Here is a 24685-nt window from a genome sequence, read left to right as displayed (position 1 = left end):
GGCCTGCAATCTGCCGCCGCCCGCTTTGCGTCACGGACCGGACTGCTGCAGCAATACGCAATCCACTGTGACCTGCCGGCTCTCGCAGCAGCCTGCCGGGCCGTGATCGCGCGTTACGGATTGCGTGGTTTCCGCAACACTGACGATGACAGCGACACCCCCGCCTATGGCTCGCTATCGCTCACCTGCAATCCGGATCGCGACGGCGATCCCCATTCCTCAACGCTGGGGTCGGCCCATTTGAGGCAGGGGCAGTATTTCTACGCCACGCCGCAAAGCCGCGAGCAGATGCCGGTGCAAAAAGGCGATTACTACGACACCTATGGCTTCCGACGGCTCACGCCCGCCGGCAATTCCGGCGCCTTGGGTGAGTTATTGCGCGGGTTCCGTCTGCCGGTAGTGCGGTCGCGCCTCAGCGTGATCCAGGCCAACCGCACCGAGGCCAGCCAGTTTTCTTTCGGCTGGCATCGGGACGAGACGGTGTTTCACAACCTGCGCATCAACATCCCGATCTGGACCACGCCGGACCATCTTCTGGAAATCGAGACCGAGCGTGACCGACCCGATCCCACTTCGACAACGATCCGGCAGTATCATCTCGCCTGTGGCAAGGCTTATTCCTGGGACACCAACAAACCGCACCGCGTTTTCACGCGGCACGTCAGCCCGCAATCGCGCTGCCATCTGGTGATCGGGTTGGCGCCATGGTTCGACTACGATCCGGAAGAGGATTGCTGGTGGCCGAATGCCTATTTCGGCAGGGTTCATCCGCACGACATCGTCGCGGCCGGCCTGGCGCATCCGCTGATCAGACAATTGTCGGATCAACCGTAACGCTCTTCCTTCCAGGGATCGCCGGTGTTGTGATAACCGCGCACCTCCCAGTAGCCAGGCGCGTCGCGGTCGAGGAAGGCGATATGCTTGATCCATTTCGCCGACTTCCAGAAATAGAATTTCGGCATCACGATGCGCACCGGCCCACCATGCTCGCGGGTCAGCGGCGATCCCTCCCAGGAATGCGCCAGCAGCACATCGGAAGCAGAAAACATATCCAGCGTCACATTGGTGGCGTAGCCATCGTAGGACTGAAAAACGACATGGCGCGCATCGGCATGCGGTTTCACCAGCTTAAGGAAATCCGTCGCCAGCACGCCGCTCCAGCGGTTGTCGTAACGCGACCAGGCGGTGACGCAGTGGATATCCGAGACGGTATCGGTCTGCGGCAGGTCGAGGAAATCGTTCCAGGTCAACTTCAGCGGCTTCTGCACCAGCCCGCCGACGCTGAGCAGCCAGCGATCAAGCAGGATATTCGGTTGCACGCCGAGGTCGAGCACCGGCCAGTCGCGCACCAGGCGTTGACCCGGCGGCAGACGCCGCTGGTTCGGCGCTGAGGTTTCCCCGGTCAGCAGACGGCCATCCTTGGCCCATTGCTGCTTCGAGGCGATCAACTTGTCCTTGATCTGGCCGATCAGGCCCGGCTTGTAATCATCGCTCATCGCTGCCTCCCGAAGGGTTACGCGATTATTCCCGGCCTTTGTTGCGCATCAGCCGCTGCTTCTCGCGATTCCAGTCGCGGCTCTTTTCAGTCTCGCGCTTGTCATGCAGCTTCTTGCCGCGGGCTAGCGCGATCTTGACCTTGGCCCGACCGCGCTCGTTGAAATATATGTTTAAGGGGACCAAAGTCACGCCGCCGCGTTTCAACGCGCCGATCAACTTGTCGATTTCCTTCTGCTTGAGCAGCAATTTGCGTGGTCGGCGCGGCTCGTGGTTGAATCGGTTCGCACCGGCATATTCCGGGATATGCGAATTCACCAGCCAGATTTCGCCGCCCTGCTCGGCCGCATAGGCATCCTGGATGCTGGCGCGACCGCCGCGCAGACCCTTCACCTCGGAACCGACCAACACAATGCCGGCGTCGAAGGTTTCGTCCAGATGATAATCAAAACGCGCACGGCGGTTATCGGCCACCGTGCGCGGTTGCTGGGCCATGAAAGCTTACTTCTTCTTTTTCTTCGCGGCGGATTTGCCCGAGGATTTCTGCTTCGGACCAACCAGGCCGAGCTGCTTGACCAGCGCCTTGACGCGATCGGTGGTCGCCTTGCTGGACGGCACCATCGGCAGGCGAAGTTCGGCCGTGCAGATGCCCAGCAGCTCGGCGGCATATTTCACCGGGCCGGGGCTGGTCTCGGCAAACAATGCCTTGTGCAACGGCATCAGCTTTTCCTGGATCGCCAGCGCCTTGGCATGATCGCCCGACAGGCTGGCCTCCTGCATCTGCGAAACCAGCTTGGGCGCGATGTTGCCGGTGACGGAAATGCAGCCGGTGCCGCCATGCGCGTTGAAGGCAATCGCGGTCGTATCGTCGCCGTCGAGCTGGCAGAATTTTGGGCCTGAGGCGATACGCTGCAGCAGCGGGCGCTCGATGTTGCCGGTGGCATCCTTGACGCCACGGATGCGCGGCAGCTTGGACAAGGCCGCCATGGTCTCGACCGACATGTCGATCACGCAGCGTGGCGGGATGTTGTAGATGAAGATTGGAATCTTGGTCGCGTCGTGGATCGCCTTGTAATGGGCGTACAGGCCGGCCTGGGTCGGCTTGTTGTAATACGGCGTCACCACCAGGGCGGCATCGGCCCCGGCCTCCTGGGCATGCCTGGTCAGCTCGATCGCCTCGTCGGTCGAGTTCGAGCCGGTGCCGGCCATAACCGGCACGCGGCCATGGGCCGCCTCGATGCAGATCTCCACCACGCGCTTGTGCTCGTCATGGCTCAGCGTGGGCGACTCGCCCGTGGTGCCGACCGGCACCAGGCCATGGGTGCCCTGGGCAATCTGCCATTCGACGAAATCGCCGAACGCTTTCTCGTCCACCTTCCCCTTCCTGAACGGGGTGATCAGTGCGACGAACGAGCCCTTGAACATGGTGGTTCCCTTACCTTTGCGCGTTACGAAACGGATAAGTCGCGACCTTACCCGCGCCGGCAGGCTCCATCAAGGGCAAGCCGCGCTTTTGCCAGACCCGGCAGCCTGCTATCATCTGCTTGGATTTGCGAAAGATTCGCCGTGCCGCAGCATTGTATCGATTGTCCCTCCCGTCGCTGGCGCCGGCCGCTCGGCCTGGCCCTGCTGGGCAGTCTTGTGCTCGGCTGGACGACCCTTCCGGCCACCGCCCGCCAGCCTGAGCCTCAAAACAAGCCATCCGTAGAACTGGCCTCGGCATCCGCCACCGCCCCGCTGCCGACCAGCAAGCCGCGCCGGGGCACGCCGCCGGCCAAGCCCGAACAGACATACCTGCCGGCACAGCAGACATTGCTGAGCGCCGCCGACCGCGAAATCGGCCGCAAGGCCATGGACGAAGCCAAGGCCGGCCGCTTCGATGCCGCCCGCCGCATCGCCACCGCGGCCCGCGACCCGCTGATCCCGCAGCTGGTGCGCTGGCTGTGGCTGCAGAACACCAACAGCGGTGCATCCTTCGAGGAGATCGCCAGTTTCATCGACAGCAAACCGGACTGGCCGGCTCGCGAGGCTTTGCTGCGCCGCGCCGAGGAAGCCATGAACGGCTCGACCGGCGATGGCCGCATCATTGCCTGGTTCGATGCCCACCCGCCGGAAACCGGGCTCGGGCTGCTGCGGCTGGGCGAGGCCCTGCTGCGACTGGGCCGCGAAGCCGAAGCCTTCCCGGTGATGCGTCGGGCCTGGGTGGATGGCAACCTTGCCCTGCGCGACGAAAAAGCCCTGTGGGCCGAATTCGGCCCGCGTTTCTCGAATGCCGACAATGCCGCCCGTGTCGATCGCCTGTTGTGGGACGGCAATATCGAGGCGGCGCGGCGCATGCTGTCAAGGCTGGACCCAGATACCCGCCGACTGGCGGAAACCCGCATCGCGCTGGCCAACAACGTGGCCGGTGCCGAAAAGCTAGTCGCCGGCCTGCCAGCCCATCTGCGCGACGATGGCGGCCTGAATTACGACCGCCTGCGCTGGCAGCGCAAACGCGGCATGGACGACGGCGTGGAGGCCCTGCTCTACAATGCGCCCGACGATCTGGGCCGGGCCGAAAAATGGTGGGTCGAACGGCATCTGCGGGCCCGCAAGGCGATGGCAGAGGGCCGCATCTCGGAAGCCTACAGGCTGGCTGCCGGCCATGGCCTGAAGAGCGGCAGTTCCCTGGCCGAAGCGGAATGGCTGGCGGGTTGGATCGCCCTGCGCCTGCTGCAGGAACCCCAGGCGGCCCTGAAACATTTCACCAAGCTGCAGGACAGCGTGCGTTACCCGGTCAGTCTGTCGCGAGCCGGCTATTGGCTGGGTCGCACCCATGAGGCGCTCGGGGATGCTGACCGGGCGCGGCGCGCCTATGCCGACGCCGCCCAGCACAGCACCACTTTCTACGGCCAGCTTGCCGCCCACGCCCTTGATCCGAACGCGCCGCTGGACCTGCCGGATACGACCCAGCCTGGCAACGAGGCCTCACGGCATTTCGAGCGCCGCGAAGTGGTTCGTGCCGCCCGCATACTGGTCGAGTTGGATCAGGAAGACCGTCTGCGCCCGTTCATCCTGCGACTGGTGCATGCGGCGGATACGCCGGAAGAGCACAAACTGGTGGCACAGCTGGCGCGCAGCCTGCGTCGCGTCGACCTTGCCGTGATGGCCAGCAAACGCTCAGCCCGGCAGAACATCATTCTGGTGCGCGAAAGCTTCCCGCTGGTCGAACCCATGCTGCATGTGCGCGAACCGGAAGCGGCACTGGTGCTGGCGCTCTCGCGGCAGGAAAGCGAATTCAACCAGTTCGCCATATCGCCCGCCGGTGCCCGCGGCCTGATGCAACTCATGCCTGCCACAGCAAAAGGTGTGGCGAAGGACATCAAGACCGGATACCAGCCAGCCAGCCTGACCAATGATGCCAGTTACAATGTTCGGCTGGGAACGCATTACCTGAACGGCCTGCTGCAGAACTGGAGCAACAACTACGTTCTGGCGCTGGCAGCCTATAACGCTGGCGAGGGTCGCGTGCGGCGCTGGATCCGCGATTGGGGCGATCCGAGGCAACCGCATGTCGATGTGATCGACTGGATCGAACTGATCCCATTTTCGGAAACCCGCAACTATGTGCAGCGGGTGCTGGAAGGCGTGCAGATCTACCGCGCCCTGCTGGGCAGCCAGCCCACACAGCTGAACCGCCTGTATGTCGACATGCGCGGCATGCCCAGACAGGCCTGCAACAATGGCGATTGCTGAAACCATGCTCCCGCCCGGCGCCATCAAAGCCTGCATCTTCGACGCCTATGGCACACTCTTCGACGTGAACGCCGCCGCCCGCGCCCTCGCTGACGAACTCGGGGCTGACTGGCAACCCCTGGCCGAAACCTGGCGCGCCAAGCAGTTGAATTATTCCTGGCTGCGCAGCCTGATGGGCGGAGCCCATGTCGATTTCTGGCAGGTGACGGCCGATGCGCTCGATTTCGCCCTGGATGAGCGCAAACTGAACCGGCCTGACCTGCGCCAGCGCCTGCTCGATCTCTATTACAATCTGACCTGTTTTCCCGAAGTCCCGGACATGCTGCGGCGCCTGAAGCAGGCAGGCCTGATCACCGGTATCCTTTCGAACGGCGCCCCGGCGATGCTGCAGGCGGCCTGCCAGTCCTCGGGCATTGCCGACCTAATCGACCATTGCATATCGGTGGAAGACGTCGGGATCTACAAGCCCGACCCCCGCATCTATCGCCTGGTCACCGACCGCCTGCATCTGCCAGCCGCCGCCATCGCCTTTCACAGCAGCAACGGCTGGGATATCCATGCCGGAAAACGCGCCGGTTTCTACGCCATCTGGATCAACCGCTCCGGTCAGCCCGCCGAGCGGCTGCCCAATCCGCCTGATGTGGTTCTCAACAGTCTGAGCGATGTGCCATCCATTCTTGGGGCCGTATGATCACTGAGGGCTTCACCGAGCATTACTTCCACGCGCAGGACGATCTGCGCCTGTATTACCGTGATTATGGGAACCGCCATTCGGCTCGAACACCCCTGCTCTGCCTGCCCGGCCTGACCCGCAATGCCAGGGACTTCCACGATTTTGCCCTCCGGCAGAGCGCCGACCGGCGTGTGATCTGTTTCGATTTTCGTGGTCGCGGCCGCTCGGCTTATGATCCGGAACCATCGAACTACCAGCCATCCGTCTATCTGAGCGATCTGCAGCATCTGCTGGCTGTAACTCACCTGCATCAGGTGATCGTGCTGGGGACCTCGATGGGCGGACTCATGGCCATGGCCATGTCTGCCGCAATGCCGACCGCACTGGCCGGCGTGATCCTCAACGATGTCGGGCCGGATGTCAGTGAGGCCGGCCGACAACGCATTGCGGGCTATATCGGGAATCCGGTTTATACGCCCGATTACGATGCCGCCATGGCTATCCTGCAGAAAACCTACGGCCCGGCTTATCCGAACCTAGGGCGCGATGGCTGGATGCGGATTACGCGAGCCACCTTCACCGAGGATACCGCGCGCGGGGGGCTGCGACTGGCTTACGATCTGAACATCGCCGTTGCCCTGCGGGAGCAGGCAAAATACCCCCTGCCCGATCTCTGGCCGCTCTTCCGCGGCCTTCGCCATCTGCCCGTGTTGGCCTTGCGCGGCGCGTTGTCGGATATCCTGACCGCCGAAACCCTGGTCCGCATGAAGCGCGAACATGCGCGCATGATCACGGTGACCGTGCCGGATGTTGGTCATGTGCCGCAACTGGACGAACCCGAGGCAACAACGGCCATCGATGCCTTCCTGGCCGCACGGTAGGGCCGGACTGTCGAGCCCTTGCGGCTTCATGCTATAAATCGCGGCCACGCTTATCTGGAGATTTCCGACATGAACGCCCCCGCCAAACTGCCGTCGCTGCCAACGGTAGCCGATGTGGAGAATGCCGCCAAATGCCTGCGCGGCATCGCCGTGCAAACCCCGCTGTTGGAAAACCGTTTCCTGAACGAAAGACTGGGCGGGCGGCTGCTGATCAAGGCCGAACCGCTGCAGGTGACGGGTTCGTTCAAGTTTCGCGGCGCCTATAACCGGATCAGCCGGCTGGATGCCGAAGAACGCAAGCGCGGCATCGTCGCGTTTTCCTCGGGAAACCATGCCCAGGCCGCGGCCTGGGCAGCACGGCTGTGCGGCACGCCTGCGGTGATCGTGATGCCCAGCGACGCCCCGGCGATCAAGATCGCCAATACGCGCGCCTATGGCGCGGAGGTCGTGCTGTACGATCGTTACAAGGAAGACCGAGAAGCCATCGGCCGGCGCTATTGCGAAGAACGGGGCATGACTCTCGTGCCGCCGTTCAACGACCCCTTCATCATCTCGGGTCAGGGCACCATCGGGCTGGAAATCGCGGCGCAGTGCGCCGAGCGCGATATCATGCCCGATGCCGTGCTGGCACCGGCCTCAGGCGGTGGACTGATTTCCGGCATCGCATTGGCGATCAAGGACCGTCTGCCGGGCACCGAAGTCTATTGCGCGGAACCCGACCAGTTCGATGATATCGACCTCTCGCTCAAGGCCGGCAAGATCGTCAGCCATGCCGGCAAGGGCAATACCTTCTGCGATGCCCTGATGGCGCCGCATCCGGGTGACATCACGTTCGGCGTGATGAGTGCGAACCTGAAAGGCGCCGTTTCCGCCACCGACGCCGAAGTGGAGACCGCCATCGCGACCGCTTTCCATTATTTCAAGCTGGTGGTCGAGCCCGGCGGTGCGGCGGCATTGGCAAGTGTACTGAACGGCAAGGTCCCGTGCGCTAACCGCACGGTGGTTGCGGTGGCATCAGGCGGAAATATTGACTCGTCGCTCTACTCCGCCATCATCAGCCGCACCCCGCCGGTCTGAGCAGACCAAGGACCGGCGGTATCGTTCAACTCGGCCGAGAGACCCTAGGGAGAGACAAATGACCGAGGCATTCATCTGCGACGCTATCCGTACGCCCGTTGGCCGCTATGGCGGCGCTTTGTCGAGCGTACGTGCCGACGATCTGGGCGCGGTACCGATCAAGGCCCTGATGCAGCGTAATCCATCCATCGACTGGGACGCCGTCGACGACGTGATCTTCGGCTGCGCCAACCAGGCGGGCGAAGACAATCGCAACGTCGCCCGTATGGCCCTGCTGCTGGCGGGTCTGCCGGAAAAGGTTCCCGGTGCCACTGTGAATCGCCTGTGTGGCTCAGGCCTGGAAGCCGCCGGCAGCGCGGCACGCGGCATCAAGACCGGCGAACTGGAACTGGCCATTGCCGGCGGCGTAGAGAGCATGAGTCGCGCACCCTTCGTGATGGCAAAGGCGGAAAACGCCTTTTCGCGCACCGTGGAAATCCACGACACCACCATCGGCTGGCGTTTCGTGAATAAGCTGATGAAGCAGAAGTACGGCGTCGATTCCATGCCGGAAACGGCCGAGAATGTGGCCGAACAATTCCACATCAGCCGCGCCGACCAGGATGCCTTTGCCCTGCGCAGCCAGCAGCGCGCACTGAACGCCATCAAACTGGGCCTGTTCGAGGCAGAGATCACGCCAGTGACCATCCCGAGCCGCAAGGGCGATCCGGTGGTCGTGGATCGCGACGAACATCCGCGCGATACGTCGATTGAGGCCCTCGCCAAGCTCCCAACTCCGTTCCGCCAGGGTGGCACGGTGACGGCTGGTAACGCCTCGGGTGTGAATGACGGCGCCGCAGCCCTGATCATCGCTTCGGAAGCCGCCGCCAAGAAACATGGCCTGACTCCGCGTGGCCGCATCATCGCCACCGCTGCGGCCGGCGTGCCGCCACGCATCATGGGCATCGGCCCGGTGCCGGCCACCGAGAAGGTGCTGGCGAAGGCCGGCCTGAGCATTCGCGACATGGATGTGATCGAACTCAATGAGGCATTTGCGGCCCAGGCGCTGGCCGTTCTGCGCGAACTGAAGGTGCCAGATGATGCCACCTATGTGAACCCGAATGGCGGCGCGATCGCCATCGGCCACCCCCTGGGCATGAGCGGTGCGCGACTGATCACCACGGCGCTAAATCATCTTGAGCGGACTGGCGGTCGCTATGGCCTCTGCACGATGTGTATTGGCGTCGGCCAGGGTATTGCCATGGTGATCGAGCGGGTCTGATCCGCTCAACCCCCGAAAAGCGAAGAGCGGGCTTTTGGCCCGCTCTTTTTTTACCTCAAATCTTGTAGCCGATGCGGAAACCGCCCCAGTGCCGCCCCTGGATGATGACCGGAGCCGACATGTCCTTCATTAGAACGAATACGCCGCCGCCCATGTCGCGGCGGTAGCATTGCAGCAGATAATGCTTTTCGTTCCGGCCGCAGGCCAGGCCAACCGGATCATTGAACATGCGCCGATTACGTGAATTGGCGGCATTCCAGACCGGATCGCTGCCCTGGGGTTGGGAGTATTTAAGGTTATGCGTGGGCAGGAATCCGTTGCGGTCGATGGCTGCGCAGAAGGCGATAGCCGAATTGGATTCCAGCAGCGGCTCCTGGATATTCGGCAGATGCGTGTCGGTGAATTTCACGAACCGCGTCATGAATTGCTGCGGATTCGTGCCCTTGATCGGCGCGTAGTTTTCATCGAAGAAATCCTCGATGCTCATTTCGCCACGGCGGATCGCATCCTCGAACAGGGCACTGATTTCGGCAGCTGCGCGTTTTGCCGCGACCAGGAATGGCCTGTCGGCCGTGGTGGTGACGAAACCGATCTGGGTCGCCAGATTGGCAACCTGCTGGTCAATATCCTGGATTGCCGCGCCGGTCCGCTGGACCACCGAAAGATAACCGCGCGTCGCCGCATTCATGTCGGTGATTGCATGGGTCACGCCATTCACGCGATTTGACTGGTCAGTGCTGGCCTGCTCGATCTCGCCGAGTTGCTGGCCCATCGAATCAATCGCCTCGACGATGCGGTTCAGCACGGTGCCGGTTTCGCTCACCAGGCTAACGCCGGATTTCACCTTGTCATCGGATTGTTTGATGATCGCGCCGATGTCTTTCGAAGCATTGGCCGAACGCTGGGCCAGAGCGCGCACTTCCTGCGCCACCACGGCAAACCCCTTGCCTGCTTCGCCGGCACGCGCCGCCTCGACCGAGGCATTCAGGGCCAGCAGATTGGTCTGGAAAGCGATTTCGTTGATCAGCGAGGTGATCTCGGAAATCCGATGCGACATGTCGGCCATTTCATTCATCGCATCGATCGAACGGCGAACCACCACTACGCCATTCTGCGCGGCAGCTCGCGCCTCGTCCGCGCGCTGGTTGGCGCGCTTGGCTGCCGCCTCGTTGGCGCGCGCCGCCTCGCTCAGAGAGGCCGCATCGGCTGCCGTGCGGTCAAGACTATCGGACTGGGCTTCCGCGCTTTCCGCCAAGCCCTTCGCCTCACGCGTCAGCTGCACAGTGGCTGCGGAAATCGTATTCGCAGCTTGTACGATGGTACCGATCACGTTGCCCAGGCGATCAATGGCCTGCTGCACGCCCTCGCGCATCACCGCGAAGTCACCGCCACGACTGTTCGGGATGCCGTCGGAAAGATCGCCTTCCGCCATGCGGGCGAACAAGTCCTTCAGATCGCCAACCACCGAATCAAGAGTTTCGGCCATGTTGTTGAAATGCTCGGCCAGGCGATGCGCGGCCTCCTCGCCATCATGATCGGAAACACGTTGATTCAGGATGCCGCTGCCGATCGAGCCGCATAGCTCGGCCATTTCATCCAGCACGGCACTATCGGCACGGCGCATCCGCTCGAGTTCGGCCTCCAGAGCGTCGATCCGACCCTGAAGGGCCTGCTGGCGCGCTTCGTTCTCGCGCCAAACCTGGGCCAGCCGCTGCAGAGGTTCACTATCTTCGTCCGTCGGCGCGGATTTCGGCCAGTTTTGTAACGCGGCATGAAGGCGCGATTGCCCGGCCGTCAGCGATGCCATGAAAATTGCACCGATCACCAGCGTTACGAAACCCGCCACCATCGCGTAGGTCGAGCCGGCCGCGCCGGCCTGACTGGAACTCCAAACCCAACCGGCTGCAGCGACGAGCAGCGACACCATCGCCAATCCAAGCCGCAACCCAAGTGGCAGATTGGTCAGAACCCGCATACTTCCTCCCCAGGTGGGCTACCCCACATCATCCGTACTCTGCGCGATTTGTTTATGAGGCTTTTCGATCCTACCGCGCTTTCAGGAGATTAACGCAAACCGTACCGCCTTGTGGAAGGGAGGGTTTTCAACTTTCTATGTCATTCCCCAAGACTTTAGTCGAAAGCTCCCCCGCGGAATGTACCACAAGTTGCGGAATATGCTTCATCATCCCGTCATATAGCGGCGCTACCCATCCTGCATCGGACGAATCAGATCCGAAGCCAGGAGACCACGATGACCAGCCCCACCTTCGACGGCCGCAGCCGCAGCGAAGCTTTTGAAGACTCCCAGAATATTGGCATCAACCACAGCCCCAACCCGACCATCGAAGAGGTGGTGCAGCAGCGCTATGGCCGCCGCGATGTGCTGAAGGGGCTGCTTGCCGGCAGCGCTGTCGCCGCCCTGAGCGCCGGGCTACCCCTGGGCGCCCCAGCATCGGCCCAGGCTGCCCCGCGTTTCACCTTCACCGAAATCGCCCACGGCGCCGACGAACGTCATCATGTCGCCCCAGGCTATGACGCCGAAGTGCTGATACGCTGGGGCGATCCGGTCATGGCCGATGCCCCCGCCTTCAATGTGCGAGCCCAAAGCGCTGCGGCCCAGGCCAAGCAGTTTGGCTACAACAACGATTTCATCGGCTATTTACCGCTGCCGCTGGGCAGCCGCAATTCCGAGCGCGGCTTGCTCTTCGTCAATCATGAATATACCAGCGAGGAAGTCATGTTTCCCGGCATCGGCCGGCAGGACAGCAAGGATAAGCTGTTCAAGGACATGACGCGCAATCTGGTCGAAATCGAGATGGCAGCCCATGGCGCCAGCGTGATCGAGGTGCAAAAGAATCCAGATGGCAAATGGAGTTTGGTCGGCGGCAGTCCCTATGCCCGTCGCATTGATGGCCTCAGCACGATTTGTGAAATCACCGGACCTGCGGCTGGCCATGCCCGCATGAAGACCAAAGCCGATTCCACCGGCCGCCGCGTGATCGGCATGCTCAATAACTGCGCTGGCGGCCTGACCCCCTGGGGGACCGTTCTTACGGCGGAAGAAAACTTTCACGGTTATTTTGGCGGTAAACTGGAAGCCGGCCATCCGGAGGAGCGCAACTACAAGCGCTATGAGGTGCCCGGCAACTGGTATAACTGGGGCCAGTATTTCGACCGTTTCGATGTGACAAAAGAACCGAACGAAGCCAACCGTTTCGGCTGGATGGTCGAAGTCGATCCCTATGACCCGAAATCGGCGCCGAAAAAACGTACCGCCTTGGGCCGCTTCAAGCATGAGGGGGCTGCCGTCGTGCTGAACAGCGATGGCCGCGTCGTGCTGTATTCCGGCGACGACGAAAGGTTTGAATATGTCTACAAGTTCGTGACCGCCAAGCGGTTCAATCCGAATGACCGCAAGGCGAATTTCAACCTGCTCGACGAGGGCACGCTGTATGTCGCCCGCTACAATGCCGACGGCTCGGTTGACTGGATGCCTCTGGTGCATGGCCAGGGCCCACTGACGGCCGCCAATGGCTTCAACAGTCAGGCCGATATTCTGATCGAAACCCGTCGCGCAGCCGATCTGTTGGGCGCCACCAAGATGGATCGCCCGGAAGATATCGAGGCGCATCCCAGCAACGGCCGGGTTTATGTGATGCTCACCAACAACAGCCGTCGCAAGGCCGACCAGGTCGATGCTGCGAACCCGCGCGCCTCGAACGAATGGGGCCAGGTCGTCGAGATGGTGGTGAGCAACGGCGACCATGCCGCGGCCAAATGCCAATGGTCGCTTCTGCTGCAGGCCGGCAACCCGGCGGATCCGAAGGTCGGCGGCAAATTCCATGCTGCCACCAGCAAGGACGGCTGGTTTGCCTGCCCGGACAATGCCGCCATCGATCCTCAAGGCCGCCTCTGGATCACCACCGATCAGGGCGAAGCGTGGCAGAAGGCCAGCGGCACGGCCGATGGCGTCTGGGCCGTGGAGACCGAAGGTCCGAACCGTGGCCTGTCGAAGATGTTCTTCCGCGTGCCGGTTGGCGCCGAAATGTGCGGCCCGTGCTTCACACCAGACGGCAAGACCCTGTTTGTTGCGGTGCAGCACCCTGCAACCGACGGCGGTGAAAAATTCACGAAAAGCGGGAAAGGTTCGACGTTCGAGGATCCCGCGACCCGCTGGCCCGACTTCCAGCCCGACATGCCCCCTCGCCCATCCGTCGTGGTGATCACCAAGAAGGATGGCGGCCTGATCGGCGCCTGACGTAAAAGCCAGCCCCTGGCCTGGCCGACCAAGCCGGCCAGGGGCCATATACAGTTATGCTCCGGACCGATATAACCACTACTGCCCGCCGAGCGGGAATACTTAGTCGGTCAAAAGACGGTCAGGTCGTGGGGCAATGGCCAAGGGACTCAACAAACCGCGCTTCATCAAGGCGCCGCAGGACCTGCGTCAGAAGGCAGTCAATTTCACTGCTGGCCTGGATCTGACGCTGACCGACGAGGTGCGTGCCAGGATCGAGTCCGTGATCGCAGATGCCGCCGACGAATTCTCCACTGAAATCCTGAACAACCTGCGCGAAATGCGGGTTCAGGTGAAGGCGGCGGAAGACGATCCGCTGTCGCGCATCTTCATCATGGAAACTATTTCGGAACTGGCTTTCGATATCAAAGGCATGGGCGGCACCTTCGGCTACCCCCTGCTCAGCCAGTTGGCCAAATCGCTGAAGGATTTCATCGGCAAGCTCGGCATCCCGAACGAGGCCCAGCTGGAAGTGATCAGCATCCACATCGACGCCATGTATGTGGTACTGGCCCAGGGCATCAACAAACCGCCGGCAAAGATGGAAAAAGACCTGCTGGAAAACCTGCGGGTCGCGGTGGACAAGGTTAAAGACATGGCCTGATCCAGCCCTCGCTGGCCTGTTTTATTACCTTTCGCTAACCTTTTGCCGGCAGTCTGCGATCCATGAACTCCGATGCCGAAATCTGGCGCGCCGCGCGCGACCTCATCGCCGACCACGGCCCCCGCCATGCGGAGACCCATGCGACCAAGGTGCTCGCAGAAATGACGCTGGGTGGCGATTTCGCCGGCACACTGGTCTGGCGGCGTATTCTGCGGGCCGTGAAAGGCCTGAATGCCAATGGCGGGAAAACCGGCGGTTCAAACCTGACGCAGCGGCGCCGCTGACCTAATTCTTCTTGTCGTTCAGCACCACGGGCAGACCGCGTGATCCTTCGATCAACGCGCCGCGAAAATCCGCATCCGTCATGTTGGTGTACATCAGATTGGCATCGCGCAGATCGGAACAGATCAGCTTAGCACCATGCAGATTCGCATTTGAGAGATTGGCAGCGCGCAGATCGGCGCCATTCAGGTTCGCCTGCGCCAGGTGCGCGCGGGACAGATACCAGCCTGCCATAATCGCACGCCGGCCGGTATGGCCTTCGGACTCGATCCAGTTCTGGTGATCGCGCAGCACCTGCTCGATCACTTCCGGCGCAACCTCCTTGGGTAATTTTGCGCCCGTGCCATGCAGTTCACGCAGCATCTCGGGCGGGAAATCGGCCAGATTGAAATTGGCATCATGCAGCTTGGCGTTCTTGAACTGCACCTTGCTCAGCGTGGAATATGAGAAATCCGCACCCTCAAGATCGGCGTTGTCGAGGATGGCACCGTCCAGAATAGCGCCGACAAAGGACGCGCCAAGCAGCTTGGCCTGGGTCAGGTTGGTGTTGTGCAGCGTGGTGTCTTTCAGAGATACCACGCCGCCCTTGCCATGCGGCGGTACCGGCGGATCGGTCATCGGCCGCATGTCCGCATTCTCGAAACGCGTGCCTTTCAGAATTGCCCTGGACAAATCCGCGCCACGCAGATTGGCCCAGATGAAACGCGAGTTGGTCAAATCCGCGCCGGAGAAATCGCATCCAGTCAGCACGGCCTGGCTGAAATCTGAATTGCGCAGATCGGCACAATAGAAACGACAGCTGCGGAACACGGTACGCTGCAGGTTCATGCCGACCAGTTTGATGCCGGTGAGATCGGCGCCAACGAGAGTGAGTTGCTTGCCGCGCGTCAGCTTGCCCAGTTTACCGGACAGGAACTCGCCATGGGCCTTGATCTGATCGTAGAGATCGTCCGGCCAAGGGGCGTGAGTGGCGCCGCTGTTCATGTCTCCATCCGCCGCACGGTCCGGCAAATGCCGCGACCACATTCATCCTTGCAGTGAATGTGAGAGGCTAACGGGCGGAATTCAAGAAAGTCTTAACGAGTCGTTGCCAGCTGAGCCCTGTAGGATGCTGCCAAACGGGCATAATGGGCTGCCGTTTCGTGGATGTTGTGCAATTCGTCCGTATCGAGACGACGCATCAGCTTGGCCGGCCTGCCGGCCCAGAGTTCGCCCTTGGCTATACGCTTGCCGGGTGTCAGCAAGGCGCCGGCCGCCAGCATGCCCTCGCTCTCGATCACACAGCCATCCATCACAGTCGCCTGCATGCCGACAAAGCTATGGTCTTCCAGGGTGCAGCCATGAACCAGCGCGAGGTGGCCGATGGTGACGCCGGAGCCGATCACGGTGCCGAACTTGGCCCGCGTGACATGCACCACAGTGCCATCCTGGATATTGGTATCGGAGCCGACCCGGATGGTGTTCACGTCGCCACGCAGGATGCAGCCGAACCAGATCGAGCTGCGGTCGCCGATCTCGGTATCCCCGATCACGGTGGCGTTTGGCGCAACGAAGGCATCCGGCGCGATGACCGGATGCTTGTCGCCGAAAGGCAACACCAGACTCACGGGAACAGGGCGATCTGATCCAGGCCGGTGGTTTCCGGCAGGCCGTACATCACGTTGAAATTCTGCACGGCCTGACCGCTGGCGCCCTTCATCAGGTTGTCGATCACCGAGAACAGCATGGCGCGGCCCTTCACCCGGTCGGCGAACACGCCGATATGGCAGGCATTGGTGCCGCGCACATGCCGCGTCTGCGGCGCCACACCCTGAGACGTGATCTGCACGAAAGGCTCGTCAGCATAACGCTGTAACAGCGTCGCCCGCAAATCGTCGGCGCTGACGCCCGGCTTCAGCTTCACGTAGATGCTCGACAGCATGCCCCGATTCATCGGCATCAGATGCGGCGTGAAGTTCACCACGATCTGCCGACCGACAGTTTCGGACAGAATCTGCTCTATCTCGGGGCCATGCCGATGCGAACCGATGCCATAGGCATGGGTGCCTTCCGCTGCCTCGCAATACAGCGAGCCTTCCTTGAGCGCCCGGCCCGCACCCGAGACGCCCGATTTGGCATCGATCACGATGTCGTCAGGATCGATCTGGCCGGCAGCCAGCAGCGGCATCAGCGGCAACTGGGCCGAGGTGGGATAGCAGCCGGGATTGGCCACCAGCCGGGCTTTGGCAACCTTGGACCGGTACATCTCGGTCAGGCCATAGACCGCCTCTTCCTGCAGCTTCGGCGCCCGGTGCTCATGGCCATACCATTTGGCGTATTCGGCCAAATCCCGCAGCCGGAAGTCGGCCGACAGGTCGACGATCTTCAGATGTGTCGGCAGGCCGGCGATTACCTCCTGGGTGGTGCCGTGCGGCAGGGCACAGAACACGGCATCCACGCCGTTCCAGTCCACTTCCTGGATGGTAACCAGCTTGGGCAGGCCCATGCCCAGGAATTGCGGGAAAACCGTGTCGATTCCCTCGCCGGCTTTCCGGTCGGCGGTGAGGGCGACCACACGGACGCGCGGATGACGCAGCAGGACGCGGAGCAACTCCGCACCCGTGTAACCGCTGGCACCCAAAATCGCGACCCTGATGGCGTCCGTGGCCATAACCGACCTCCTGAAAAACGATGCCGGATGGGTATAACGCGCCGGGCGGGCGGGTCAAACGCTAAATTGTCACCCTCAGATACGGAATTGTCCCACCAAATCCGCCAGTTCCTGGGCCTGGCGCGCCATCGCCTGGGCCGAGGCCGTGGTCTGTTCCACAAGGGCGCCGTTGCGTTGGGTCATCTCGTCCATGTTGGCCACCGCCGTATTGACCTCGTCGAGGCCGACGGCCTGCTCCCTGCTGGCCGAGGTGATTTCGCTCACGATGTCGGCCACCTTTTTCACGGCATTGACGATCTCGGTCAGGCTTGCGCCGGTCTGGTTGACCAGATTGGCCCCGGTCTTCACCTGGGTATTCGATTCCTGGATCAGCGCCTTGATGTCCTTTGAGGCGTCGGCCGAACGCTGGGCGAGCGCGCGCACTTCCTGCGCCACCACGGCAAAGCCCTTGCCAGCCTCACCGGCGCGCGCGGCTTCCACGCTGGCATTCAGCGCCAGCAGGTTGGTCTGGAAGGCGATCTCGTCGATCAGACCGACAATCTCGGATATCCGGCGTGCACTGTCTTCGATCTGCGTCACCGCCTGCACGGCATCCTGCACCACGCTGCCGCCCTTCTCGGCGCCCGATCGTGCAGCCGCAGCCAACTGGTTTGCCGCCTCGGCATTGTCGGCATTCTGCTTAACCGTTGTGGTGATTTCATGCATCGATGCCGCGGTCTGCTCCAGGCTCGCCGCCTGCTGCTCGGTGCGCTGGGCAAGATCGTTGCTGCCGGTCGAAATCTCGGCTGCAGCATCGCGCACGGTTGCGGCAGCCGACGCCACCTGCCCCACGATCTGCGACAGCTGCTGCGCGGTACTGTTGGCATCCTGCTTCAGGCGCTCGAATATCCCAGCATAATCGGCATCAATCCGATGGGTGAAATCGCCTCGCGCCATTGCCGCCAGAGCCTGGCCCAGATTGGCGAACACATCGTCCACAGTCTTCAGCAGACCGTTCATCCTTTCGCCCAGACGTGCCGTCATGCCATCCAGGTTGGCTGTATCGATGCGCACCGACAGATCGCCGTCAGCCGCAGCCCCGACCACCTCGCCCACAGCACGATCCAGCAATTGCTCCTGCTGTCGACGCTGCTCTTCCGATGCCTGGCGGTTTTTCTCGACGTCTTGCTGCAGTTGCTCGTTCTGCAGTCCATTTTCCTTGAATATCTGTACCGCCCTGGCCATGTCGCCGATTTCATCCTGACGCGTGCGGTCCGGCACTTCGGTATGCCATTCCCGATTGGCAAGCCGCCCCATACTATTCGTCAGCAAGGTGAGCGGCGATGCGATGCGACGGCCGATGTAAAGCCAACCGACCAAAAAAGCCGCGATCAGACTGGAGGCCGCGACCAGAACCAGAATCAATTTGCCGCCCTCACTGGTTTTCTTTGCTTCGGCCGTAGCAGCGTCCATTCCCTGATTGGCGGAGCTGACGGCCAGAGCCGTTGCAGCCCCCAGCCGCTCGGCGGCTGCCCGACTGGATTGCAGCATGCGGCGAGCCTGACTCATCGCCGAGATTTCCTGTTCGCGCAGACTGATCAGGCCGATGCCAGGACTGCCGAAATCAAGAATGGCGGTCGCAACCTTGCTGAGTTCAGCGTCCTTTTTGACCTTCTCTATATCGGCAAGGCCATCCTCCACCTTGCGCGCCGACAACTCATACCGGTTGCTGATCTTCTCAATCTCTTCGGCACTGGCACCCTGCGCCCCGACCGCCAGCAACCCAACCACATTATTCACCTCGGCAATCAGCTTGCTGATCCCCTGCACCATCCGCAACTCGGCGTTCGACAGCTTGGACAAAGTCTGATTGATCTGTGCAGCGTCGCCGGATGAAGCGGCGGATGTCATGCCCGTGGTCAGTTCGAATACCGCATCGTCGACCATGGGCGCCGCCACCTGCAGGAAACGGGCATGGGCGGTGGCGAGTTTGGCGGTTTCCTCGGCCAGGAATTGCGAGGTGCGGATGCGCGCATCCACCACCTGGCGAAGCTGGGCAATGCTGCCCAGCAACGCTGCGGTCTCCTTCTTCACTACCTCGATCTGCTCGCCGGACATGGTGGCGGCAACGACGCCCAAGGTTGCCTCGATGCGTTCCTGCTTCTGCTTGATCCCCTCAGACAGCACCTGGATTTCCTTCTCCGTCTGGGCGGAGATCAGATCCGGCGCCACACCGGCCAGGTTCGCCACCAGTTCGGCAAGACTGAGTGAGGCGGTTACGGCCACCACCCCTTCGTCGGTCACGGTGACGATGGCGTTGTCGAGCCGGGACATGGCGAACCAGCCGGCCGCGGCCGATACCAAGGCAAAGGAGGCGATGGCACCAACGGCGACATACAGGCGCTGCCTGATCCCTGTACGGATGTTCAGGCGCAGTTTCATTTGCGGCCGAGGCAAAGCCATGGCGAATCCCCCCTTACGAATCATTCTTGGACAGATTGTTCAGTGATTTGCCTCCGGCCGCAATACTATGATTCTTCGATGTTTTTTAGTTCTCTATATACTAGCGATACGGGTATTGCGGCGGGTGTCGTCCTCAGACCCGATTATGCTAATGTGCCGTTCGTGAGGGCTTGGCATGCTGGTATTGATCGATAATTACGATAGTTTCACGTGGAATTTAGTCCACTATTTCGGGCAACTTGGCGCGGAAGTCCGGGTTTTCCGTAACGACGAAACCAGCCCCGAAGCGATCCTGGCTCTGAAACCGGCCGGGATCATCCTGTCTCCGGGTCCCTGCGACCCCGACCGAGCCGGCATCTGCCTGAGCATGATCGACAAGGCGGCCGAAGCCCGCCTGCCCCTGTTCGGCGTCTGCCTCGGGCATCAGGCGATTGGCCAGTCGTTCGGCGGTAAGGTCGTGCGGGCGCCGCTGCCGCTGCATGGCAAGCTGAGCCGCATCCACCACACAAGCGAGAGCGTGTTTACTGGTCTGCCGCAGGATTTCCTGGCCACCCGCTATCATTCGCTGGCCGTCGATCCGGCCAGCCTGCCTAACAGCCTGACCGTGACCGCCCGTTCGGAAGACGGCGTGATCATGGGCTTGGCCCATCGCGACCTGCCGATCCATGGCGTGCAGTTCCATCCGGAAAGCATCGCCTCCGAGCACGGCCTTGCGATGCTGGCCAATTTCGTGCGGTATTGCGGCCTTCCTGTGAACGAGACAGCGGTACGCGGACAGGCGGCATGAGTGCGGATGTAACGGAATTCAAGCGGCTGCTGGCGCAGGTGGCCGGGGGCGCGGCCCTGAGCATCGAGGATGCCCGCACGGCGTTCGATGTGATGATGTCAGGCAATGCCACACCATCTCAGATGGGCGCCTTCCTGATGGCTCTGCGGGTCCGCGGCGAAACCGTCGACGAAATCACCGGCGGCGCCATGACCATGCGCGCCAAGGTGCATGGCGTGACGGCGCCGGCCGGGGCCATCGACATCGTCGGCACTGGCGGCGACGTCAGGGGCACCTGGAATGTCTCGACCTGCTCGGCCTTCGTTCTGGCTGGCTGCGGTGTACCCGTAGCCAAACATGGCAACAGGGCGGTGTCGTCCAAGACCGGCGCGGCCGACGTGCTGACGGCGCTGGGTGTCAACATCGACTGCGATTTCCGCCTGATCGAAAAGGCCATCGCCGAGGCCGGCGTCGGCTTTCTGATGGCACCCCGGCACCATGGTGCGATGCGCCATGTCGGCCCGACCCGTGTCGAACTCGGCACCCGCACGATCTTCAACCTGCTTGGCCCGCTGAGTAACCCAGCCCTGGTGAAGCGTCAGTTGATCGGCGTGTTCGACCGTCAATGGGTCCAGCCGCTGGCCGAGGTGATGGGCAAACTGGGAGCCGAAAAAGTCTGGGTCGTGCATGGCTCGGATGGCCTGGACGAAATCACCACCACCGGACCGACGTATGTATCGGAAATGGAAGCCGGCAAGCTGCGCCATTTCGAGATTACACCGGAGGATGCCGGATTGCCGCGCGCCAAACTTGAAGAGCTGAAAGGCGACGAGCCGACAGCCAATGCCGTGGCTCTACGGGCCGTGCTGAATGGCGCACCAGGCGCCTTCCGCGATATCGTGCTGTTCAATTCTGCCGCAGCACTTGTGATCGCCGGCAAGGCGAAAGACCTGCGCGAGGGCGCGACTATGGCGGGACAATCGATTGATACAGGCAAGGCCCGTGCCGCGCTGGCCCGCCTGATCGAAATCACCCATGAACCGCCGCCGGCCGATCCGGCACAGGAAGACAAGGCATCATGAGCGACGTACTCGCCAAGATCTGCGCCGACAAGCTTGAACATGTCGCCCGTTGCAAGGCCACGATGCCACAGGCCAAGCTGGATCGTCTGGCCCGCGAAGCCATTGCCCCGCGCGGTTTCATCCGCGCCCTCAGGGAAGCCGTTGCGGCGGGCCGTTACGGCCTGATCGCCGAGATCAAGAAAGCCTCGCCCTCAAAAGGCCTGATCCGCGCCGATTTCAATCCGCCCGCCCTGGCCCGTGCCTATGCCGCCGGGGGTGCCACCTGCCTGTCGGTGCTGACCGACGAACCGTATTTCCAGGGCAAGGACGAATACCTGCGCCAGGCTCGTGCCGCCGTCAGCCTGCCGATCATCCGCAAGGATTTCATGCTCGATCCCTATCAGGTGGTCGAGGCACGTGCGCTGGGTGCCGACTGCATTCTGCTGATCATGGCTGCTCTCTCCGATGTGCAGGCCGCAGAACTGGAAGCCGCCGCGACCGAATATGGCCTTGATGTACTGGTGGAAGTGCATGACGGCGAGGAACTTGATCGCGCGCTGAAACTGAAATCGCCGCTGCTGGGCGTCAACAACCGCAACCTCAAAACCCTGGCGGTCGACCTCGCCACCACCGAGGCTCTGGCCGCGCGTGTACCGGCCGACCGCATGCTCGTGGCGGAATCCGGCCTTCATACCAAGGCCGACCTCGACCGCATGGCCAAATGCGGCGCGCGCTGCTTCCTGGTGGGTGAGAGCCTGATGCGGCAGCCCGATGTGGAAGCCGCCACCCGTCTGCTGCTGACCGGCAAGGACATGGCGGCATGAGTGACAAGCTCACGCACCTCAATGCCGCCGGCGAAGCGCATATGGTCGATGTCTCGGCCAAGGCCGAGACGGAACGCGTGGCCCGGGCCGGGGCGCGCGTATTGATGCAGAAAGCCACGCTGGAACTGATACTGTCCGGCCAGGCCGCCAAGGGCGACGTGCTGGCCACGGCGCGCATCGCCGGCATCATGGCCGCCAAGCGCACCTCGGACCTGATCCCGCTCTGCCATCCTCTCGCCCTCAGTCAGGTCACCGTCGACCTCACGCCCGATATTGCGGGGAACGCGATCAACATCATTGCCACCTGCAAGCTGAAGGGCCGAACCGGTGTGGAGATGGAGGCCCTGACGGCGGCCAGCGTTGCCGCTCTCACCGTCTACGACATGGCCAAGGCAGTCGACCGCGGCATGCAGATCACCGATGTGCGGCTGCTGCATAAATCCGGCGGCAAGTCCGGCGTGTTCGACGCATCATGATCCCGGTCGCCGAAGCCCGCGCCCGCATTGTTGCCGGTCTGCCGCGGATGCCGGCGGAAACCGTCGCCCTGACTACGGCCGCCGGCCGGGTTCTGGCCGAGGATGTCGCCGCGCGGCGTACACAACCGCCTTTCGATGTCAGCGCGATGGATGGCTGGGCCTGCCGCCAAGCCGATCTGGGCAGGATACCAGCAAAGCTGAAACCGGTCGGCCATGCTGCCGCCGGCGGCCGCCATGAAGGCTATGTCGGCCCGGGCGAATGCGTGCGCATCTTCACTGGAGCACCACTACCGGTCGGCACTGACGCCATCGTGATCCAGGAAGACGCCGATCTGGGCGACGATGGCCTGCTGACCGTGCGCGAGGCGCCGAAGCCGGGTCAATGGATCCGGCGCGCAGGCCTGGATTTCAGCGAGGGCCAGGTGTTGCTGCAGGCCGGGTGTCGGCTTGGCCCCGCCGATCTGGCGCTGGCGGCTGCGATGAACGTGCCATGGTTGGCCGTGCGACGCAAACCGCGCATTGCCGTGCTAGCCACTGGCGACGAACTTGCCCGTCCCGGCGAGCCTATCGGCCCGAACCAGATTGTCAGTTCGAACAATATCGGCCTCTGCGCGCTGATCGAAATGCATGGCGGCAGTGCTGTCGACCTCGGCATCGCCCGCGACACCGAAGCCGACCTGCGTGCCAAGGCGACGGCGGCGGCTGGCTGCGACCTGCTGCTGACACTGGGCGGCGCCAGCGTGGGCGAACATGACCTGATCCACAAGGTGCTGGGTGGCGGTGGAACCGGCATCGATTTCTGGCGCATCGCCATGCGCCCAGGCAAACCGCTGATGTTCGGACGCGCCGATCTGGGCGACGGCCAGTCGATCGCCCTGCTCGGCCTGCCCGGCAATCCGGTTTCCGCCATGGTCTGCGGCCACAACTTCCTAGTGCCGGCATTGCGGGCGATGCTCGGGCTCGACTGGGAAGTGCGGTTCGAAACCGCGCTGGCCGCGCATGATCTGCCGGAAAATGACAGGCGCGAGGACTATCTGCGCGCCCGGCTCAGCCTGAATGCCACCGGCCAGCCGGTGGCCGATGCGTTCGGCAAGCAGGACAGCTCCATGCTGCGGCTGTTGAGCGACGCCGATGTTCTGATCGTGCGCCCCCCGCTGGCACCCGCGCTGAAAGCCGGTCAACCAGTGCCGATCCTGCGGCTGCGCTGAAACCATGCGCGTCACCCTGCTCGGCACCGGTTGTCCCCAGGTCTCGACCCGCCGCTACGGGCCTTCCAGTCTGCTGTGCTGGAATGACCGCCAGTTCCTGATCGATTGTGGTTCTGGCGTCACCCAACGGCTGCTCGGTGCGGGCAGCGCAGGCAAAGCCATTGACGCCGTATTCCTCACGCATCTGCATTCCGACCATATCGTCGACCTGTTCCAGTTGATCATCTCAAGCTGGCATCAGGGCCGGAACCGCCCGCAGCGCATCTTCGGCCCGCCCGGCACGCGGCAATACCTGCATGGGCTGATGGCCTTGTGGCGTCCGGAGCTGGAACAGCGCATCGCCCATGAAAAGCGCCCCTCGACGGTGGCGTTGGACCTTGAAATCAACGAGGTTGAACCGGGCATCGTGCTGCGCGACGGTGAACTGACCGTGATCGCGGTAGCGGTGCGACACCAGCCTGTAAAAGCCGCCTATGGCTATGTCTTCACCGATGGACATCAGAAGGTTGCCTTCAGCGGTGACACCGCTTTCTGCCCCGAGTTGATCCTGGCCGCCAAGGATGCCGATGCGCTGGTGCATGAATGTTTCATCCATCGCGAGATGCTGGCACTGCCTGGCGTGCGCGGGCCGGAAACAATAGAGAACGTCGCCAGCTATCACACGCTATCGACGGAGGTCGGCAAGGTGGCCGCGCAAGCCCGTGCGCGCTGCCTGATTCTCAACCACTTCGTTCCGGTTGCCTTTGATTCAGCCAGCCTGCTGGCGGAAGTCCGTGCCGATTACGACGGGCCGGTTCTGATCGGTGAAGATCTGATGCAATTCGACACCGTCACCGGCATGGCCCGCCATGGCGAGGCGGTGGTGGCACTGCCTCGTTCCTGACCAAGTTGGCCCATCCGAGGCAAGCCAACCAGTCAAGTGAAAAACGGTCTGGGTGCATCGCAAAAAATCAG

Annotated in this window: 23 protein-coding genes; 15 read left to right on the top strand and 8 right to left on the bottom strand. The window is 62.4% G+C overall.

The annotated features are described in order from the left end of the window. Positions 1-102 precede the first annotated feature (102 nt). On the top strand, positions 103-834 hold the full coding sequence (locus ACK4FJ_RS19500) for a hypothetical protein (RefSeq protein WP_409768412.1): 732 nt from the start codon (positions 103-105) through the stop codon (positions 832-834). Here the strand turns inward: ACK4FJ_RS19500 and ACK4FJ_RS19495 are convergent. From ACK4FJ_RS19495 to dapA, 3 genes are read right to left on the bottom strand one after another with little or no spacing between them, the layout of a single operon-like run. Continuing rightward, the gene (locus ACK4FJ_RS19495; protein WP_409768410.1) at positions 825-1496 is read right to left on the bottom strand and encodes a sulfite oxidase-like oxidoreductase; all 672 of its coding nucleotides are present in this window, start codon (positions 1494-1496) and stop codon (positions 825-827) included. The genes ACK4FJ_RS19500 and ACK4FJ_RS19495 overlap by 10 nt on opposite strands. Positions 1497-1521: 25 nt before the next feature. Then, the gene (smpB, locus tag ACK4FJ_RS19490) at positions 1522-1989 is read right to left on the bottom strand and encodes an SsrA-binding protein SmpB (RefSeq protein ID WP_409768408.1); all 468 of its coding nucleotides are present in this window, start codon (positions 1987-1989) and stop codon (positions 1522-1524) included. A gap of 6 nt (positions 1990-1995) precedes the next feature. Further along, on the bottom strand, positions 1996-2919 hold the full coding sequence (gene dapA / locus ACK4FJ_RS19485; RefSeq protein WP_409768406.1) for a 4-hydroxy-tetrahydrodipicolinate synthase: 924 nt from the start codon (positions 2917-2919) through the stop codon (positions 1996-1998). Positions 2920-3060: 141 nt separating this feature from the next. Here dapA and ACK4FJ_RS19480 point away from each other — a divergent pair, with 141 nt between their 5' ends. The 5 genes from ACK4FJ_RS19480 to pcaF all read left to right on the top strand — a co-directional run bounded on the left by ACK4FJ_RS19480 (position 3061) and on the right by pcaF (position 9121). Further along, the gene (locus tag ACK4FJ_RS19480; RefSeq protein ID WP_409768404.1) at positions 3061-5229 is read left to right on the top strand and encodes a lytic transglycosylase domain-containing protein; all 2169 of its coding nucleotides are present in this window, start codon (positions 3061-3063) and stop codon (positions 5227-5229) included. Next, positions 5216-5920, top strand: a complete 705-nt coding sequence (locus ACK4FJ_RS19475; RefSeq protein ID WP_409768402.1) for a haloacid dehalogenase type II — start codon at positions 5216-5218, stop codon at positions 5918-5920. The genes ACK4FJ_RS19480 and ACK4FJ_RS19475 overlap by 14 nt, the downstream gene beginning before the upstream one ends. Then, positions 5917-6783, top strand: coding sequence for an alpha/beta fold hydrolase (locus ACK4FJ_RS19470; RefSeq protein ID WP_409768400.1), 867 nt, complete (start codon positions 5917-5919; stop codon positions 6781-6783). Before ACK4FJ_RS19475 ends, ACK4FJ_RS19470 begins: the two co-directional genes overlap by 4 nt. A gap of 69 nt (positions 6784-6852) precedes the next feature. Continuing rightward, entirely contained in the window at positions 6853-7860 is a 1008-nt protein-coding gene (locus tag ACK4FJ_RS19465; protein WP_409768397.1) for a threonine/serine dehydratase, read from the top strand. A 58-nt stretch (positions 7861-7918) separates the two neighbouring features. After that, positions 7919-9121 carry a 3-oxoadipyl-CoA thiolase gene (gene pcaF, locus ACK4FJ_RS19460; protein WP_409768395.1) on the top strand — a complete coding sequence of 401 codons (1203 nt, stop codon included), beginning with the start codon at positions 7919-7921 and terminating at the stop codon, positions 9119-9121. Between the two features lie 55 nt (positions 9122-9176). Here the strand turns inward: pcaF and ACK4FJ_RS19455 are convergent, their stop codons facing one another. Further along, positions 9177-11096: a methyl-accepting chemotaxis protein gene (locus ACK4FJ_RS19455; RefSeq protein ID WP_409768394.1), complete on the bottom strand. Its 1920-nt coding sequence runs from the start codon at positions 11094-11096 to the stop codon at positions 9177-9179. A gap of 276 nt (positions 11097-11372) precedes the next feature. Between ACK4FJ_RS19455 and ACK4FJ_RS19450 the strand changes: the two genes are divergently transcribed. The 3 genes from ACK4FJ_RS19450 to ACK4FJ_RS19440 all read left to right on the top strand — a co-directional run bounded on the left by ACK4FJ_RS19450 (position 11373) and on the right by ACK4FJ_RS19440 (position 14306). Then, on the top strand, positions 11373-13379 hold the full coding sequence (locus tag ACK4FJ_RS19450) for a PhoX family protein (RefSeq protein ID WP_409768392.1): 2007 nt from the start codon (positions 11373-11375) through the stop codon (positions 13377-13379). A gap of 136 nt (positions 13380-13515) precedes the next feature. Further along, the gene (locus ACK4FJ_RS19445) at positions 13516-14022 is read left to right on the top strand and encodes a hypothetical protein (RefSeq protein WP_409768390.1); all 507 of its coding nucleotides are present in this window, start codon (positions 13516-13518) and stop codon (positions 14020-14022) included. 62 nt (positions 14023-14084) lie between these two features. Next, positions 14085-14306, top strand: a complete 222-nt coding sequence (locus ACK4FJ_RS19440; RefSeq protein WP_409768388.1) for a hypothetical protein — start codon at positions 14085-14087, stop codon at positions 14304-14306. 1 nt (position 14307) lies between these two features. Here ACK4FJ_RS19440 and ACK4FJ_RS19435 read toward each other — a convergent pair whose 3' ends face one another. From ACK4FJ_RS19435 to ACK4FJ_RS19420, 4 genes are all read right to left on the bottom strand, one after another. Next, positions 14308-15288, bottom strand: coding sequence for a pentapeptide repeat-containing protein (locus ACK4FJ_RS19435; protein ID WP_409768386.1), 981 nt, complete (start codon positions 15286-15288; stop codon positions 14308-14310). A 92-nt stretch (positions 15289-15380) separates the two neighbouring features. Further along, positions 15381-15911, bottom strand: a complete 531-nt coding sequence (locus ACK4FJ_RS19430) for a gamma carbonic anhydrase family protein (RefSeq protein ID WP_409768384.1) — start codon at positions 15909-15911, stop codon at positions 15381-15383. Next, positions 15908-16954, bottom strand: a complete 1047-nt coding sequence (argC, locus tag ACK4FJ_RS19425; RefSeq protein WP_409768382.1) for an N-acetyl-gamma-glutamyl-phosphate reductase — start codon at positions 16952-16954, stop codon at positions 15908-15910. Before argC ends, ACK4FJ_RS19430 begins: the two co-directional genes overlap by 4 nt. A gap of 75 nt (positions 16955-17029) precedes the next feature. After that, positions 17030-19375, bottom strand: a complete 2346-nt coding sequence (locus ACK4FJ_RS19420) for a methyl-accepting chemotaxis protein (RefSeq protein ID WP_409768380.1) — start codon at positions 19373-19375, stop codon at positions 17030-17032. Between the two features lie 196 nt (positions 19376-19571). On the opposite strand from ACK4FJ_RS19420, the gene ACK4FJ_RS19415 reads away from it, so the two are divergent. The 6 genes from ACK4FJ_RS19415 to ACK4FJ_RS19390 are packed head-to-tail and all read left to right on the top strand — an operon-like array spanning position 19572 to position 24614. Continuing rightward, positions 19572-20183: an anthranilate synthase component II gene (locus ACK4FJ_RS19415; RefSeq protein WP_409768379.1), complete on the top strand. Its 612-nt coding sequence runs from the start codon at positions 19572-19574 to the stop codon at positions 20181-20183. Further along, positions 20180-21244 (top strand): anthranilate phosphoribosyltransferase, encoded by a 1065-nt coding sequence (gene trpD / locus ACK4FJ_RS19410; protein ID WP_409768378.1) that lies wholly within the window; start codon positions 20180-20182, stop codon positions 21242-21244. Before ACK4FJ_RS19415 ends, trpD begins: the two co-directional genes overlap by 4 nt. Continuing rightward, the gene (gene trpC, locus ACK4FJ_RS19405; protein WP_409768377.1) at positions 21241-22047 is read left to right on the top strand and encodes an indole-3-glycerol phosphate synthase TrpC; all 807 of its coding nucleotides are present in this window, start codon (positions 21241-21243) and stop codon (positions 22045-22047) included. Before trpD ends, trpC begins: the two co-directional genes overlap by 4 nt. Next, positions 22044-22523, top strand: a complete 480-nt coding sequence (moaC, locus tag ACK4FJ_RS19400; protein WP_409768376.1) for a cyclic pyranopterin monophosphate synthase MoaC — start codon at positions 22044-22046, stop codon at positions 22521-22523. The genes trpC and moaC overlap by 4 nt, the downstream gene beginning before the upstream one ends. Further along, the gene (gene glp, locus ACK4FJ_RS19395) at positions 22520-23731 is read left to right on the top strand and encodes a gephyrin-like molybdotransferase Glp (protein WP_409768375.1); all 1212 of its coding nucleotides are present in this window, start codon (positions 22520-22522) and stop codon (positions 23729-23731) included. Before moaC ends, glp begins: the two co-directional genes overlap by 4 nt. 4 nt (positions 23732-23735) lie before the next feature. Beyond that, positions 23736-24614 carry an MBL fold metallo-hydrolase gene (locus ACK4FJ_RS19390; protein WP_409768374.1) on the top strand — a complete coding sequence of 293 codons (879 nt, stop codon included), beginning with the start codon at positions 23736-23738 and terminating at the stop codon, positions 24612-24614. The last annotated feature ends 71 nt before the right edge of the window (positions 24615-24685 follow it).

Origin of the sequence: Ferrovibrio sp. (assembly GCF_046297595.1) — a bacterium.
Lineage (GTDB): Bacteria > Pseudomonadota > Alphaproteobacteria > Ferrovibrionales > Ferrovibrionaceae > Ferrovibrio.
Note: the sequence above shows the minus strand (reverse complement) of the source record. Positions and strands in the feature narration are given on the sequence as shown.

Excerpts from the sequence above, each read along its gene's own strand:
- smpB (WP_409768408.1), bottom strand. The coding sequence starts at position 1,989 with ATGGCCCAGCAACCGCGCACGGTGGCCGATAACCGCCGTGCGCGTTTT.
- ACK4FJ_RS19455 (WP_409768394.1), bottom strand. The coding sequence starts at position 11,096 with ATGCGGGTTCTGACCAATCTGCCACTTGGGTTGCGGCTTGGATTGGCG.
- ACK4FJ_RS19445 (WP_409768390.1), top strand. The coding sequence starts at position 13,516 with ATGGCCAAGGGACTCAACAAACCGCGCTTCATCAAGGCGCCGCAGGAC.
- moaC (WP_409768376.1), top strand. The coding sequence starts at position 22,044 with ATGAGTGACAAGCTCACGCACCTCAATGCCGCCGGCGAAGCGCATATG.
- ACK4FJ_RS19415 (WP_409768379.1), top strand. The coding sequence starts at position 19,572 with ATGCTGGTATTGATCGATAATTACGATAGTTTCACGTGGAATTTAGTC.
- ACK4FJ_RS19450 (WP_409768392.1), top strand. The coding sequence starts at position 11,373 with ATGACCAGCCCCACCTTCGACGGCCGCAGCCGCAGCGAAGCTTTTGAA.
- dapA (WP_409768406.1), bottom strand. The coding sequence starts at position 2,919 with ATGTTCAAGGGCTCGTTCGTCGCACTGATCACCCCGTTCAGGAAGGGG.
- ACK4FJ_RS19495 (WP_409768410.1), bottom strand. The coding sequence starts at position 1,496 with ATGAGCGATGATTACAAGCCGGGCCTGATCGGCCAGATCAAGGACAAG.
- glp (WP_409768375.1), top strand. The coding sequence starts at position 22,520 with ATGATCCCGGTCGCCGAAGCCCGCGCCCGCATTGTTGCCGGTCTGCCG.
- ACK4FJ_RS19390 (WP_409768374.1), top strand. The coding sequence starts at position 23,736 with ATGCGCGTCACCCTGCTCGGCACCGGTTGTCCCCAGGTCTCGACCCGC.
- ACK4FJ_RS19470 (WP_409768400.1), top strand. The coding sequence starts at position 5,917 with ATGATCACTGAGGGCTTCACCGAGCATTACTTCCACGCGCAGGACGAT.
- trpD (WP_409768378.1), top strand. The coding sequence starts at position 20,180 with ATGAGTGCGGATGTAACGGAATTCAAGCGGCTGCTGGCGCAGGTGGCC.
- pcaF (WP_409768395.1), top strand. The coding sequence starts at position 7,919 with ATGACCGAGGCATTCATCTGCGACGCTATCCGTACGCCCGTTGGCCGC.
- argC (WP_409768382.1), bottom strand. The coding sequence starts at position 16,954 with ATGGCCACGGACGCCATCAGGGTCGCGATTTTGGGTGCCAGCGGTTAC.
- trpC (WP_409768377.1), top strand. The coding sequence starts at position 21,241 with ATGAGCGACGTACTCGCCAAGATCTGCGCCGACAAGCTTGAACATGTC.
- ACK4FJ_RS19465 (WP_409768397.1), top strand. The coding sequence starts at position 6,853 with ATGAACGCCCCCGCCAAACTGCCGTCGCTGCCAACGGTAGCCGATGTG.
- ACK4FJ_RS19475 (WP_409768402.1), top strand. The coding sequence starts at position 5,216 with ATGGCGATTGCTGAAACCATGCTCCCGCCCGGCGCCATCAAAGCCTGC.
- ACK4FJ_RS19435 (WP_409768386.1), bottom strand. The coding sequence starts at position 15,288 with ATGAACAGCGGCGCCACTCACGCCCCTTGGCCGGACGATCTCTACGAT.
- ACK4FJ_RS19420 (WP_409768380.1), bottom strand. The coding sequence starts at position 19,375 with ATGAAACTGCGCCTGAACATCCGTACAGGGATCAGGCAGCGCCTGTAT.
- ACK4FJ_RS19440 (WP_409768388.1), top strand. The coding sequence starts at position 14,085 with ATGAACTCCGATGCCGAAATCTGGCGCGCCGCGCGCGACCTCATCGCC.